The 15,246-nt window shown below is 35.1% G+C and carries 10 protein-coding genes; 6 read left to right on the top strand and 4 right to left on the bottom strand.

Going from position 1 to position 15,246, the window contains the following annotated elements; all coding sequences use genetic code 11:
* Positions 1-119: 119 nt before the first annotated feature.
* Entirely contained in the window at positions 120-2,576 is a 2,457-nt protein-coding gene (locus tag RB619_RS11630; protein ID WP_308098065.1) for a glycoside hydrolase family 2 TIM barrel-domain containing protein, read from the bottom strand.
* 443 nt (positions 2,577-3,019) lie between these two features.
* Here RB619_RS11630 and RB619_RS11625 point away from each other — a divergent pair, with 443 nt between their 5' ends.
* From RB619_RS11625 to RB619_RS11615, 3 genes are all read left to right on the top strand, one after another.
* Entirely contained in the window at positions 3,020-3,736 is a 717-nt protein-coding gene (locus RB619_RS11625; RefSeq protein ID WP_308097585.1) for an NUDIX domain-containing protein, read from the top strand.
* Positions 3,737-3,899: 163 nt separating this feature from the next.
* Positions 3,900-5,696, top strand: coding sequence for a translation elongation factor 4 (gene lepA / locus RB619_RS11620; RefSeq protein ID WP_308097583.1), 1,797 nt, complete (start codon positions 3,900-3,902; stop codon positions 5,694-5,696).
* Between the two features lie 261 nt (positions 5,697-5,957).
* Positions 5,958-6,575: an outer membrane beta-barrel protein gene (locus RB619_RS11615; protein ID WP_308097581.1), complete on the top strand. Its 618-nt coding sequence runs from the start codon at positions 5,958-5,960 to the stop codon at positions 6,573-6,575.
* 55 nt (positions 6,576-6,630) lie between these two features.
* On the opposite strand, the gene RB619_RS11610 is transcribed toward RB619_RS11615, so the two are convergent.
* Entirely contained in the window at positions 6,631-7,125 is a 495-nt protein-coding gene (locus tag RB619_RS11610; RefSeq protein ID WP_308097579.1) for a hypothetical protein, read from the bottom strand.
* 370 nt (positions 7,126-7,495) lie between these two features.
* On the opposite strand from RB619_RS11610, the gene RB619_RS11605 reads away from it, so the two are divergent.
* Positions 7,496-8,455 carry a YafY family protein gene (locus RB619_RS11605; protein WP_308097577.1) on the top strand — a complete coding sequence of 320 codons (960 nt, stop codon included), beginning with the start codon at positions 7,496-7,498 and terminating at the stop codon, positions 8,453-8,455.
* 39 nt (positions 8,456-8,494) lie between these two features.
* Here RB619_RS11605 and RB619_RS11600 read toward each other — a convergent pair whose 3' ends face one another.
* Both RB619_RS11600 and RB619_RS11595 read right to left on the bottom strand, forming a co-directional pair.
* On the bottom strand, positions 8,495-8,995 hold the full coding sequence (locus RB619_RS11600) for a DinB family protein (protein ID WP_308097575.1): 501 nt from the start codon (positions 8,993-8,995) through the stop codon (positions 8,495-8,497).
* Between the two features lie 45 nt (positions 8,996-9,040).
* Positions 9,041-9,520 (bottom strand): DinB family protein, encoded by a 480-nt coding sequence (locus RB619_RS11595; RefSeq protein ID WP_133526091.1) that lies wholly within the window; start codon positions 9,518-9,520, stop codon positions 9,041-9,043.
* Between the two features lie 296 nt (positions 9,521-9,816).
* On the opposite strand from RB619_RS11595, the gene RB619_RS11590 reads away from it, so the two are divergent.
* Together RB619_RS11590 and thiL are read left to right on the top strand one after the other, a co-directional pair.
* Positions 9,817-13,791 carry a choice-of-anchor L domain-containing protein gene (locus RB619_RS11590; RefSeq protein ID WP_308097571.1) on the top strand — a complete coding sequence of 1,325 codons (3,975 nt, stop codon included), beginning with the start codon at positions 9,817-9,819 and terminating at the stop codon, positions 13,789-13,791.
* 372 nt (positions 13,792-14,163) lie between these two features.
* Positions 14,164-15,210 (top strand): thiamine-phosphate kinase, encoded by a 1,047-nt coding sequence (thiL, locus tag RB619_RS11585; RefSeq protein ID WP_308097569.1) that lies wholly within the window; start codon positions 14,164-14,166, stop codon positions 15,208-15,210.
* Positions 15,211-15,246 lie beyond the last annotated feature (36 nt).

Raw genomic sequence — 15,246 nt, 5'->3', positions numbered from 1 at the left:
TATTTTTTGTTGGCTATTCTCTAAAACAGACAACTATATATTTAAAATAATTGAACCATCATTTCAAGACTACAAATTCTTCTTTTACTTCTTCTAAGTAATTAAAGTCTGTAAACTTATTATTCGGCAGTAATTACAATTGTTGCCGATTTTAATCCTTTGGCATTAGCGGTTAATTCTACTCTTCCCGATTTAAAGTCCGATTGCACAATCACTAAACATTTTCCGTTCAAAGCAGTATGTTTTGAACCTTTATACGATTCGTGGCTTACCGGATCACCGCTGCAAACGCCTACTATTTTTCCGTTTCCTTTTAAAGAGAAGTTGATTTCGTTATTTGCATTTGGAGCCAAAGTTCCGTTTGCATCCAAAATATCAACTGTAACAAATGACAAATCATTTCCATCTGCTTTAATCGTACTTCTGTCTGCGGTCAATTTTAAATTTTCAGGATTTCCAGCTGTTTTGATTTCTGTTTCTAAAACTGTTTTTCCATTTTTGCGAGAAATTGCTTTTAGTGTTCCGGCTTGATAAGGAATTCTCCACATTACGTGCAAATCATCTCCTTTTTTGCTTCTGATTCCGACAGATTTTCCGTTTAAGAAAAGTTCAACTTCATCTGCTTTATTATAATACGCCCAAACATCAACAGTTTTTCCGGCTTTCCAGTTCCAATGCGGAAAAATGTGAAGTACGGTTTTGTCTGTCCATTCGCTTTGGTACATATAATAAACATCTTTCGGAAAACCAGCTAAATCCACAATTCCGAAATACGAACTTACCGATGGCCATTCGTATGGAGTTGGTTCTCCGATATAATCAAAACCAGTCCAAATGTACATTCCCGAAAGATAATCGTGTTTTTTAATTACTTTCCAAGTCGCTTCGTGCGTAGAACCCCAAGGCGCCTGAACCTGATCGTAAGCCGAAACTGTGTTTCCAGGATTTCCATCTGTAAATTTAAGATCCCATCTTACCGGCCATTTTTTTACAACATCAGAAACATTATCATAATAACCGCGGGTCTGTAATCCCGAAGTGGTTTCTGTTGCTATGAAAGGTGTTTTTGGGAAATATTCTTTGTGATGTTCATAGGTTTGATGCGCATAATTATATCCGATCAAATCTAAAACTCCAGATGCCGCAATTGGATTAACTTGAACATTCTTTTTTTCAAACTGAAGTGTTACCTCATCCATGTTCATATTTACAGGCGGATTCATTGCTGCAGTAAGTGGTCGGGTTTTATCATAATCACGTACAATGCCGGCCAATTCTTTTGCAATTTGTACGCCTGTTTCACTCCATTGATCTGGAATTTCATTTCCGATACTCCAAATAAAAACACTCGCATGATTACGATCGCGAAGCAATTGGTCAATCAAATCTTTTTTATGCCATTTATCCCAGTCGTTTGCGTAATCGTATTTTGTTTTATTTGTTTTCCACATATCAAAAGCTTCATCCATAACAATGAAACCCATTTTGTCGCAAAGATCTAAAAGCTCAGGAGCAGGCGGATTATGAGAAGTTCTGATTCCGTTTACGCCCATTTCTTTTAGAATTTCTAATTGACGTGCTATTGCTCTTGTATTGATTGCAGAACCCAATGGCCCTAAATCGTGGTGCATACAAACTCCCTTAATTTTGACTTGTTTGCCGTTTAAAAGAAAGCCTTTGTCTAAATCAAATTTAAAATCTCGGATTCCGAAATTGGTTTTGTATTCATCAACAACCTTTTTATCAACTAAAATTTCAGTAACTGCCGTATACAATTCCGGTTTATCAACTGACCATAAAACAGGATTTCCAACTTCAATATCTTGTTTGATGGCTTGATTGGCATTGGCACCAATGGCTATTTCTTGACTAGCCGATTCTATTCTTCTAAGATCATTACCGGTACCATAAAAAATAGTGGTTGTTACAGTTGCTTTTTTTGCTTCTTTGTTTTGATTTTGAATGGTAGTTTCAATAGCAACAGAAGCCTTTTCAGCAGTAACTTTTGGAGTTGTTACATAAGTTCCCCACTGTGCAACATGCAATTTATCTGTTGTTTCGATCCAGACATTTCTAAAAATTCCTGAACCTGAATACCAGCGTGAATTGGGTTGTTTCGAATTGTCAACCTTAACAATTATTTCGTTGGTTTTTTCTCCGTAATTTAAATATGGAGACATATCATATTGAAAGCCAATATATCCATTTGGGCGTTTTCCTAGATAATGCCCGTTTATCCAGACTTCACTGTTTCTGTAAACGCCGTCAAAAGTAATAGAAGTTATTTTAGTACTGTCTTCTGCAGCAACTTTGAATGTTTTTTTATACCAGCCTAAACCGCCATTTAAAGAACCTCCACCATATCCGGCAGGGCTTTTTTCATCAAATTTCCCTTCGATGCTCCAATCATGAGGAACATTTAAAGTTCTCCATTTTGTTGCAGCGTCAATGGTATCTTTATCAACGATGCTGTCATTAAGATGAAAACTCCAATCTGAATTAAAAGAAACTTTTCGGCTGCTGAAAGCCTCTTCGTTTTTATTGCATGAAATAAATAATGTAATTACTGCCAGCATTAAAAATGCCAGACTGCCGCTTAAATATTTTCTTTTATTTTTCATTTTGATATAATTTTTTGAAAATTTTTGAAAAACAAATATAAACATACCATTCTGTGACAGGATCAATCACCTACCGGTTAGTTTTACATATTTAAGTAAATAAAGCTTTTGCTTATAGTGAAAGGACTTTCAAACATGATCTTTCCCAACTGGCTTTTATTTCTTATAAACGCAATAATGTCTCGAATAATCCAACAAGCTTACTTTTTTAACCTCAAAATTAAAACAATAGCATCTTATGGTTAAATAGACTACAAGTATAGCGCTAATTTTCTATTTTGACAAAATATGATGTCTGTTTTTCTTTTAAATTGTATAAATTTGAACCTAAGATTTACCATAAATGAAACTAAAAAGGATTTAATTTCGAATTTTAAACACCGTTTATAAAGACTAAAATGACATTTCCTTCTCCAAGAAAACCAGAAAAACCAGATAGCGATACAGCCGTAGATGGCATTACGATTGACTGTGCGATTTTCGGATTCAACAAATCAAATCTGGAAGTTTTATTAGTGCAACATGCCGAAGGAGAAAGTATTGGAAAATGGGGTTTATTGGGCGGTTATCTTAAAAAAGAGGAAAGCGCAGATGAAGCCGCGCAACGAATTGTGTATGAACTTACCACGCTCGACAACATTTACTTAGAGCAATTAAAAGCTTTTACAAATCCGAATCGTGTTAGCGAAAGGCGCGTTGTTACTATTGGCTATTATACCTTGGTAAACCGTGAAGATTATAATATCAAAGCGAGTCTAAAAGTTATAGAAGCAAAATGGTACAAAATAAGCGAGATTCCGGATTTGATTTTTGATCATAACGAAATTCTTGATTTCAGTTTGATGCAGTTGCGAAACCGCGTGCGTCAAGCACCTATTGGTTTTAATCTTCTTCCTGAGAAATTTACTTTACTGCAACTGATGCATCTTTATGAGGAAATTCTTGGAATTGAATTAGATAAATCGAATTTCCGCAGAAAAATTCTTCATATGAAACTGCTTGTTGCGCTTGATGAAAAGCAACAAGACGTTTCGCACAGGGCTGCAAAATTGTATAAATTTGATCCTGATATTTACAAAAAACTAACTGAAAAAGGATTCAATTTTGAATTTTAAAGTATGTTTTGAATTTCGGCAGACAAGTATCGGGCAACTACATTTCAGAATCCAAAACTTTGCGCTATCTTTGCGCCTTAATAACACGTGCTAAAGCAATTGCTGCAGTGCAATTTATACCCAAAAAAAGATTTAAACTCGAATAGAGAACTGATATATTAAAATGAAGAAGATACGTAACTTTTGCATTATTGCACACATTGACCACGGTAAAAGTACACTGGCAGACCGTTTATTGGGCGCTACACAAACCGTTACAGCTCGTGAAGAAAAAGCACAATTGCTTGACAACATGGACCTGGAGCGCGAGCGTGGAATTACCATTAAAAGTCACGCCATACAAATGGAATATACTTATAAAGGTGAAGAATATATCCTGAATTTGATTGATACTCCTGGTCACGTTGACTTTTCATACGAAGTTTCTAGATCGATTGCTGCCTGCGAAGGTGCGCTTTTGATTGTTGATGCTGCGCAAAGTATTCAGGCGCAAACTATTTCGAACTTATATTTGGCTTTAGAAAATGACTTGGAAATTATTCCAGTTTTGAACAAAGTCGATTTACCAAGTGCTAATCCTGAAGAAGTAAGTGATGATATAATTGATTTACTTGGATGTAAATTAGAAGATATTATTCATGCTTCTGGAAAAACAGGTTTTGGTGTTGAAAATATTTTGGCTGCGATTATCGAAAAAATTCCAGCTCCAAAAGGAAATCCGGAAGAACCATTACAAGCTTTGATTTTTGACTCGGTTTATAATCCGTTTCGTGGAATCGAAGTAATCTTTAGAGTTGTAAATGGTGAAATCAAAAAAGGGCAAAAAATTAAATTCATGGCTACGGACAATGAATATTTTGCTGATGAAATTGGAACTTTAAAATTAAATCAAGTTCCTAAAACTGTGGTTTCTGCCGGAGATGTTGGTTATTTGATTTCAGGAATTAAAGAAGCACGCGAAGTAAAAGTAGGTGATACAATTACAGATGCAAAAGTGCCAACAACCAATATGATTACTGGTTTTGAGGATGTAAAACCAATGGTATTTGCCGGAATTTATCCTGTAGATACTGAAGATTATGAAGATTTGCGTTCTTCTATGGAGAAACTGCAATTGAATGATGCTTCGTTAGTTTTTACTCCCGAAAGTTCTGCAGCATTAGGATTTGGTTTCCGTTGCGGATTCTTAGGAATGCTTCACATGGAAATTATCCAGGAACGTTTAGAGCGTGAGTTCGATATGACTGTAATTACTACAGTTCCTAACGTTTCGTATTTGGCTTACACTAAAAAAGAGCCAGAAAAGGCATTAATTGTAAACAATCCTTCAGATTTGCCAGAGCCTTCAAAACTGGACAGAGTTGAAGAACCATATATCAAAGCTACCATCATTACTAAATCTGACTTTGTTGGAAACGTAATGAGTTTGTGTATCGAAAAACGTGGTGTAATTACCAATCAAACTTATTTGACTACTGAAAGAGTTGAATTGAATTTTGATATGCCTTTGGCGGAAATTGTATTCGATTTTTACGATCGTTTAAAAACCGTTTCTAAAGGTTATGCTTCTTTTGATTATTCTCCAATTGGAATGAGAACTTCAAAATTAGTTAAACTTGATGTACTTTTAAATGCTCAGACAGTTGATGCTCTTTCTGCATTGATTCACGAAGATAACGCGTACAACATTGGTAAAAAAATGACCGAAAAACTACGTGAATTGATTCCGAGACAACAATTCGATATTCCGATTCAAGCTGCAATTGGTGCAAAAATTATCGCTCGTGAAACGATTAAAGCACTTCGTAAAGACGTTACCGCAAAATGTTATGGTGGAGATATTTCGCGTAAACGTAAACTTCTTGAAAAACAGAAAAAAGGTAAAAAACGTATGCGTCAAGTAGGAAACGTTGAGATTCCACAAGAAGCTTTTATGGCTGTATTGAAATTGAATGACTAGATTTTTTTTATTTAGAAGAAAGAATAAAGAAACAAGATTATAGATTAAACCCAATGACGAAAGTTGTTGGGTTTTTTGTTTATTTTCATTTTTAACTGATAATCAAATAGTTAAAATTATAGTATTTTTAAGTAGGATTAATCCTGTTTAAGCAATAAAAATAGCCTAAATATCTGATTTTTAACGTATTTCATCGAACTTAAAGTTAATTTAATAATAAAAATTATAACTTTAATCCTACAACTTTTAAACTGTAAGATTATGAAAACCAAATTATTTATTATTTCGGCTTTATTTACATTCAGTTTTGCCAATGCGCAACAAGAAGATCAGGTTAATTCTGAAATGAATTCTGCAAAAGGCATCACCTTTGCTCACGGCGATATGTTTATCGAAGGTGCTTTGCAAATTGCTACCGGCGGCGATCGCGATTTTTATGCTTTTAATCCCAAATTTGGATATTTCCTTAATGACAAATTTGCCGTTGGCGGACAAATTAGTTTTTCAAGTGACAAATATGAATCTACTGACACTAAAACCAATATCTTTGGTATTGGCGGATTTGCAAGATACTATGTATTAGAATTAGACAAAAAACGTTTTAAAGCGTATGGTGAAGCTGGATTGGGTTACGGGAGAAACAAAGTAGAAGACCCAACAGGCTCTGATGACAGTAATAGTTTAACAGCTAATATCAATGTTGGGTTGAATTATTTTGTAACCAAAAATATCGCGGTAACTTTCGTTCTAGCTAACTTATTATCGTACAACAGCGTTTCTCCAGAAAATGGTCCATCTTCAAATACATTCGAATTAAACATCAATTTGTTCAACAATATCTTTGATCAGCCTAAGTTTGGGCTATTGTACAAATTTTAATTCATTCGAGAATTTACATATAAAGCTGTTCTATATTTAGGACAGCTTTTTTATTTTATGCCGATGGCTGATTTAAAGACCAACCATCTAAAATTAAATTTTGAATAAATCGATCATTTTCAATACCATCGTGTAAATTCCAAATATTCTCTTTTGCGACAAAAAACTGAGTGAGTTTATGCGATCCATAAAATCCAGCTGCAACAATGACAAAAAATCCAGCTATGAAAAGGAACACGCCTAAGGTCGAAATATAATAAAACAAAAGTCCCATTAAAATTGGAACTATAATCCATGTTAGTAATCTGGATTTAGACACCGATTTTTCATGAATTTCTCTGCAAGATGCGCATCTTGGAATTCCAATTGAAAGTATCGAGTATTTTACGGATCTGTATACAATAAGATTAGTACGATCGTTAGTGACATAAAGTGCAACGAAGTGAGTGTCTTTCATGTTTTTTATTTGTGCTTCTTCACAAAATGCACATGTAGTTTCTTTTGGTTCAAAACTCTTATCGTATTCATTGAAAGTGTAGTTTTCAATCATATAATTACTTTTTAAAACTTAATAATGTTAGTCCTATTGCTTTTCAAAAATACCTTTTCCTATTTAAAAAATTAAAAAACATTAGATTTTAATTTCTTTGTCGACTTACTGGACGTAGACGCACTGCTGTGCGCCTCTACAGATATACATTGCGAAAATACATTCCTATTACGCTCAATTTACCGACACAGATTTGTAGAGACGCACAGCAGTTCGCCTACCCAAAGTATATCAATAACAGCAAAACCCAAAAATGGAATAAATTATAATTTCTTAACCAATAAAATCTGTCCTAATTTGGAACAAACTTCTTATTTATTTAAACTAGGAACCTTTGTATCTTTGAACCTCTGAACCTCAAAAGAAAAAAATGCTCGACGAAACTCCAAAACGATTTGATAGAATTGTTGCCATCTTGATTCAATTGCAATCCAAGAAAATTGTGAAAGCACAAGAATTGGCAGATCGTTTTGATTGCAGTTTGAGAACAATTTACAGAGACATTCGAACATTAGAAGCTTCGGGGGTTCCTATTTATAGTGAAGCGGGAGTTGGTTATGCTTTGATGGAAGGTTATAGATTGCCTCCAGTAATGTTCACGCGCGAGGAAGTAAACAGTTTTATTGCTGCCGAAAAATTAATGCAGAAATTTACTGATCCTTCTCTTGGAAATCATTACGCATCGGCTATGTTCAAACTGAAATCGGTTTTGAGAAATACGGATAAAGATTACCTTTCAAATATTGAATCGAGAGTTGTGATGCAAACGGCTGAGCCAATGTTCAACGACAATTCACCAAATACATTAGCGGTTCTTTTTGAAGGTATTGCCGAGAAAAAGCAAATTTTGCTTCAATACAAAACGTTTGATACCGACGAAACTACACAACGAAATATTGAACCTGTAGGCGTTTTTCATGATAATAACAATTGGTATTTTCTTGGATATTGTCATTTACGACAAGATTATCGTCAGTTTAGAACCGATAGAATTCAAGGTATTCGAAAAACGGAATCTGATTTTACCATTGAGCACGATGCTTTAGAAACTTATTTGACCAAAACAGAAACGTGTCCAACAACAAAAGTCCGAATCTTAATTGAGAAGAAAATAGCGCGATATTTAGCATCGGAAAAAAAATATCATGGTTATGTTTCTGAAAAAGAAATTGACGGAAAAATCGAAATGACCTTTATGTGCCGTGATATTGAAAGCGGTTTTCCGCGCTGGTTTTTAATGTTTGGCGATTATGCCACTATTTTGGAACCCGAAAGACTCAAAGTTCGTGCATTAGAATTATTGGAAATAAACAAACAAAGACTTTTATAAAAAAACTCCCGAGAGATTATCGTCGGGAGTTTTTTGTTTTTATTGCTGTGCTTTTACCACATTGTAAAAATTATAATCGGTATTTGATGCATCTGTAATTCCTATATTTCGGCCCATAGTCACAATCTGACCACGATGATACGTGCCGTGATTGATAACTTGAATCAAATATTCAGAAATTGGCAATTCACATTCAAACCACGGATTTACGATTTTAACCTCTTTATCCAAATCTTCTTCTGACAATGAATTAATAAGATGTTTCAACTTTGTCGATGAATTTAATAAGCCTGCAAAGATTTCTTCTTTTGACAATTCATTTTTTGGCTTCTTTTCTGACATCTCAGTTTCAGAAATTACAGAAAACCAATATTCCTCTGTAGACCAAATATGATCCAATGTTTTCACAATGGTTGAAAAACTAGAAGGTACTTCGGCATAAAGCAATTCGCTTGATTTTGGCGAAAGCCAATTCACAAATTGCTGATTTACCCATAAATTATAATCGGCATAATTTGACATTATCTTTTTTAAACTCATAGCAGTTAATTTTAGGTTTTAAATAAAGTTACAACAAATGGCTGATTATCTTTCCCAAAAAAATGGAGGTTCGATATTTAAAGCTCTTAAATACACATAAGCTTGTCCACGGTGATGTACTTCATTATCAATAAAATATAAAATATTCTGAATGATTGGAAATTCATATTGACCAAATAGATTAAATTTTTCGCTAAAATCTTCAATTGACAATTGTTCCCAATATTTATTGATTTCTTCAGTTGCTTCGTCCCATTTTTCAAGATATTGTGCTTTAAAAATTAATTTTTCAGCACCTTCTGTATAAGGCTGGCTGTCACGATTTACAATTCCTTTAAGTGCTGGAGCTGCAATTGCTAAAAGTTCATCGACTAATTTTGAAAAAGGTCGCATTCCTCCGATCGAAAATTCGAAGAAATCTTTCTCAGGAAATAACTCAATCAATCGGCGTGTCAATGCGCGATGTCCTTGCCAGTGTTTCAATAAATCTTCTGAAGTGATTACTTGTGCTTCTAATGTTTTCATGATTTTAAAGTTTTAAATTTTCTATACATCAAAAGTAAAATGGGCTGGTGACAACAGTTTGTCAGTAGGAAAAAAAATAATTAAAAAAAATATTTTTAGATTTTACAAAGACATTTAAACACAAAACGAAAACAAGTGTAAAATACTGACATTCATTGTGTTAAAACAAAAATCATTCGTACCTTTAAAGCCCCCTAATTAATAAAATCAGGACTATGAGAAATTCTCTACTTCTATTTTTATTATTTTACTCGACTATATCTTTGTCACAGGGGATCATAGTGGACACTACAACTTTGAGTATACCTGAGCTTGTTCGCGAAGAGTTAATGAAAAATGCCTGCGCTAACGAAAGCAACTTTAAATTTTCATCTCATCAAGGCATTGGCAAATTCACAAATACAAATCCTAATTTTCCAATTTCAGAAGGCATTATTATTCGAAACGGAATTGCCTCACATACTGGAGGAAGTTATACTGGTGCCAACGAAAGCAGTCAATTAAATACTGCCAACGATAGTGACCTGCAAGCCATCAGCGATAGTAACGGACAAATGGTTCCTATTACTGATGTGAGTTATATTCAGTTTGACTTTACACCTTTGTCTAGTAATTTTAGTTTTGATTTTCTTTTTGCTTCAAATGAATATGGCGAATTTCAATGCGGTTTCAGCGATGTTTTTGCTTTTATTTTAACCGATTTAACAACTGGAGTTTCTTCAAATCTCGCGGTACTTCCAGGAACATCGACGCCCGTTTCGGTAAAAAACATTAGAGATACCCAATATAATTCTTCCTGTTTATCAGCCAATGCCAATTTATTTGATCATTATAATGTGAATGATCCTCCGTCATCAGCAATAAACATGAGAGGCGAAACTAAAGTTTTAACGGCTTCTTCGCCCGTAATTCCAAATCGAACTTACAGTATAAAACTGGCAATAGGCGATTACAATGACAGCAGTTACGATTCGGCAGTTTTTATAAAGGGAGGAAGTTTTATTACCGCCATGGATTTAGGCCCAGACCGAACCATTTGCGAAGGCGAAAAAATCACACTTCAGTCTGGCCTCGTAGGAAACTATAGTTATGAATGGACTCTTGACGGAACTGTTATTTCTGGACAAACAACCAGTTCACTAACGGTTGACAAATCTGGAACTTATGGAGTAACCGCCACACTTTCGGGCTGTATTATAAAAGATGAAGTAAAAATTACAGATTTAATAATTAAGCCTGCTCAAAATTTAACTGCCTGTTATACTACAAACGGCATCTACAGCTATAATTTAACTCAGAATAACCTAACTACTTTAGGGCTTGACGCTGCAGAATATTCTCTTTTATATTTCAGCACTTTAACGGCTGCCAATGCAAACGGTCCCGCAATACCACAAAATCAACTAAATTCTTATACAAGTGTCGGTAACCAAACCATTTATATAAAAGCAGTCCCAATAAATAATAGTGGTACTTTTTGCAATAATTTGATTTCATTTGACTTGCTTGTAACCGCTCCAATCAACATTGTAAAACCTCCCGATTTGGCTTTTTGCAATACTAAATCAGGAAGAGTTCCTGTTGATTTAACTGTTCAGGAAGCTACAATTTTAAATGGATTAAATCCGTCGAATTATAAACTTACTTATCACTTAAGTCAAGCCGAAGCAAACAGCGGTGCAAATCGCATTTTAAATCCTGCTTTTTTCAGTTCTTCCTTATCACAGTCGCCACAAGCTATTTATGTTAGAGTTGAAAGTCTACAAAGTTCTTTTTGCTATCAAACTGTAAATTTCAATATCATTATTTATTCGCTTCCGCCAGTAAATGATCTTCCAGACGTTATTGCCTGCAACAGTTATACATTGCCTCCAATAACTTTTGGTTTTTATTATACAGGCCCAAACGGAACAGGAACACGACTAAATGCGGGAGATGTCATTACAAAATCTGGCGCTTATTATATTTACAGCGGTCCAGCACCAAACAATTGTACCAATGAAAATACCTTTAGCATTACCTTAATTTACGAAATCGAATTTCCAAAAGAAGCCTGTGGCAGGTACATAGTTCCCAATGTCGTTGCCGGGGGATTTTTTACTGAAGCTGGAGGAAAAGGAAATCCTATTCCGATGGGAACAGCACTTACCGCTAGCCAAACGATCTACTATTATGCCGTAATTGATGGAGTGGTTTGCAAGGATATTCCGGTTCCATTTATTGTACATCCTTTACCTTTAGTCGATAAGCCCGATAATATAGTAACTTGCGATGCTTATATTTTGCCACCTTTAACAAATGGGAATTATTATTCACTTTCAGGAGGTTTGGGTAATCAACTAAATGCTGGCGATCGCATTACCTCTAGCCGAACGCTCTATGTTTTTGCAAATGATGGTAGATGTGTTAATGAAAATTCCTTTAAAATAGATATTATTAATTCCCAACGTTTTGTTCCAATAACAGAATGCGGAAGCTACACCTTGCCGGCAGTTGCGATAGGCAGTTACTATGACAGTCCTAGCGGTCAAGGCAAAAATATTCCGGCCGGAACAGTTATTACAACTTCACAAACGGTTTATTATTATGCCGTTACTACAACTTCACCCAATTGCACAATCAATCTAAAATATGATATTACCATAAAACCGTTACCATTAGTCGATACGCCAGCCAACAGATTGGAATGTAACAGTTATACTTTGCCTCCCTTGACAAATGGCAATTATTTTACCGATACAAATGGTGGAGGAACTCCATTACACGCCGGAGCTATAGTAACTGACACACAGACTCTTTATATATTTTCAGTTGGAACAGATTGTACCAATGAACACAGTTTTGTTATCGAAATTAGACCCTTACCTCTTGTCGACAATTTTACAGACGTTGTGACCTGTACTAATTTCAAACTTCCGAGATTAAAAAATGGGCAATATTATTCGGCAACAGGAGGGCCAAATGGAACAGGAACTTTGCTTACCGAAGGAACAATTATAAGCACAGCTCAAACTGTTTATATTTATAACGAATGGCCTGATTTTGCAAAATGCAGCAATGAAACTTTCTTTAAAATCAACATCAACGGAATCGATGTTGGCAACTTCGAAAATATAACGGTTTGCGACAGCTATAACTTACCACCTTTAAAATTGGGTAATTACTATTTACAGCCTGGAGGAAAAGGCGCCACTATTCCGGCAGGAACAATTTTGACAACTTCGCAAACTATTTATGTTTATGCAATTGCAGGAAATAGACTCACTTGTTCCAGCGAAAAAAGCTTTTCAGTAAATATATCTTCAACGCCAAAATTAGTTAGTTTTCCAGATGTTGCCGTTTGCAAAAGCTATACATTGCCCGTATTATCTACCGGTCAATATTACAGCGGGCCAAATGCAACAGGAGTGCATTATGTTGCAGGAGAGCAAATAAACGCGTCACAACGAATGTACATCTACGCAACGGCTCCAACAAATTCAAGTTGCATTTCGCAAGATGATTTTAATATCACCATTTATCCTTTGAAAGATTTTACAATAAAAAATGGTGTAATCTGCGTCGATTTTCAAACAGGATCTTTACTGAGTCCTGCTCAATTAAATTCGGGACTGAATCCCAACGAATATACTGTTGACTGGTTTTTAAATGGAAATAAAATAAGCACTGGACCAAACTACACTGCAAAAGAAGAAGGAATCTACACCGTAGTTCCCAACAAAATAACTCCAGCTGTTGGCGCCGACTGCGGTTATAACTCTACCACCGTTAAAGTCGAAAAATCAAGTCCAGCGCTTGCAACTTTAACCGTTACAGATGCTTTTGAAGATAACATCGACATTATTGTAAACCTTACTAGTGGTTATGGAACCTATGAATATCAATTAGATGATGGCGATTTTCAAACCAGCAATGTTTTTTCAAATGTCGATTCAGGAGAACACGCAGTAACGATAAAAGACACAAAAGGAAATTGCGACAATCTGATTTTGTTTGCCAATGTCCTTAAATATCCTAAATTTTTTACGCCAAACAACGATGGCTACAACGATACTTGGAACATTATTGATCTTGCCGCACAGCCAGATGCTGTAATCAACATTTTTGACCGTTATGGCAAATTTTTAAAACAGCTTCGTCCTTCTGGTCCAGGTTGGGATGGCAATTACAACGGAAACCCGCTTCCTTCCTCCGATTATTGGTTTCAGGTTTTTTATACGCAAGACCAAGTCAGCGAAGTATTTAGATCGCATTTCAGTTTAAAACGATGATTTTTTACGCGTGCGAGCGCAAAAAATTTAAATTTGAGTTGCCTCCAGCTTTAGCTGGAGGTAAAAAATAAGACCACGAAAAAGGCTTTAGCCAAAAATGCGTAAGTTTGGCTAAAGCCATGAAATTAAAATTCATTCAACCTCCAGCTAAAGCGGGAGGCAATTAAAAACAAAAGCTTGGCTACTTTGTAACTCGACAAAGCCATTTCCAATTAAAATTAAAAACGCAGTTCCTTAAAGTCAAAAACATTTAAATAAGCTTATATCATTTATATGGTTTAACAAAACAAAATATCCTTTATTCTTTTTATTACAGCTATTAACCATCAACTTTGTACCTTTGCACCTAAATAATTTTGGAACTCAGAAAAAATGATAGAAGATAAAAATCCGCAACGCACCAGTTTAGCACAATTAGGAGAATTTGGCCTAATCGACCATTTAACCCGAAACTTTGATGTTACACAAGAATCAACTTTAAAAAGTATTGGTGACGATGCTGCAGTTTTAGATTTTAAAGAAAAGAAAGTTGTTGTTTCAACCGATTTACTAATTGAAGGCGTACATTTTGATTTAGCCTACATGCCATTAAAACACTTAGGCTACAAAGCAGTTGTTGTGAATGTTTCTGACATTTGTGCGATGAATGCAAAACCAACACAAATCACGGTTTCTGTTGCTGTTTCAAACCGTTTTCCGTTAGAAGCTTTAGAAGAATTATTCGAAGGAATTACGCATGCCGCTAAAGAATACAAAGTTGATGTTATTGGCGGTGATACAACCTCATCACAAAAAGGATTAATCATCAGTATTACAGCAATTGGCGAAGCTGATGAAAATGAAATCGCCTACAGAAATGGAGCCAAACAAACTGATTTATTAGTTGTTACAGGAGACATCGGTGCCGCTTATATGGGCTTGCAGGTTTTGGAACGCGAAAAACAGGTTTTTCAGGTAAATCCAAACAGCCAGCCAGATTTAGATCCTTATACCTATTTGGTCGAAAGACAATTAAAACCAGAAGCCAGAACAGATGTTCGTACACTTCTACACGCACTTGAAATAAAACCAACTTCAATGATCGATATTTCTGACGGATTATCTTCAGAGATTATTCATATCTGCAAACAGTCAAAAGTGGGTTGTAATTTATATGAAGATAAACTGCCATTAGATCCGCAATTTATTTCGACTTGTGAAGAATTCAATATCGACAGTACAACTGTTGCAATTAACGGCGGAGAAGATTACGAACTTTTATTTACAATTGACATTAACGATTTTGACAAAATAAAAGGAAATCCAAACTTTTCAATTATTGGCCATATGGCAGAAGAAAACGAAGGAATTCACCTTGTAACTCGTGCCAACACAAAAATTGCTTTAAAAGCACGTGGTTGGGATGCGTTGAGCGAGTAAGTTTTAAAAATTCCAAATAAAAAAATTCCAAATTCC

Origin of the sequence: Flavobacterium sp. LHD-80 (assembly GCF_030929605.1) — a bacterium.
GTDB lineage: Bacteria > Bacteroidota > Bacteroidia > Flavobacteriales > Flavobacteriaceae > Flavobacterium.
The sequence above is the reverse complement of the archived record's forward strand: the minus strand, read 5'-3'. Positions and strand labels throughout refer to the sequence as shown.